The organism is Pedobacter sp. PF22-3, from assembly GCF_026239555.1.
GTDB lineage: Bacteria > Bacteroidota > Bacteroidia > Sphingobacteriales > Sphingobacteriaceae > Pedobacter.
The window spans coordinates 1-429 of record NZ_JAPIVP010000057.1; the positions used below are offsets into that span (position 1 = coordinate 1).

Genomic DNA, 429 nt, shown 5'->3' on the forward strand with positions numbered 1-429 from the left:
GCCCTGGTTAAACTTCCCGTGAAAGTATCTGTACCCACCAATGCCGGAGCAAAGGTATAGGTCAATGCCGGATCAGCATCACCGTAGGTTTTGCTTTTCGCTGCTGCCGTTACCGTAACCGTTTTTGCACCGATCGTTAAATCAGCACCAACATAAGTCAAGGTATAGTTGCTGTTCAAGGCCAATGTACCCTGGTTGATGGCATAAGTACCCACGTTTTCGCCAAGTGTTCTGGTCAGGCTTCCCGTGAAAGTATCTGTACCCACCAATACCGGAGCAAAGGTATAGGTCAATGCCGGATCAGCATCACCATAGGTTTTGCTTTTCGCTGCTGCAGTTACCATAACCGTTTTTGCACCGATCGTTAAATCAGCACCAACATAAGTTAAAGTGTAATTGCTGTTCAAAGCTAATGTACCCTGATTGATT

At 46.2% G+C, this 429-nt stretch carries 1 protein-coding gene; it reads right to left on the minus strand.

Features of this window, described 5'->3' with window-relative positions; translation table 11 throughout:
- Positions 1 to 429: MBG domain-containing protein (locus tag OQX63_RS23305; RefSeq protein ID WP_265853178.1), on the minus strand; the 429-nt coding region annotated here is incomplete at both ends.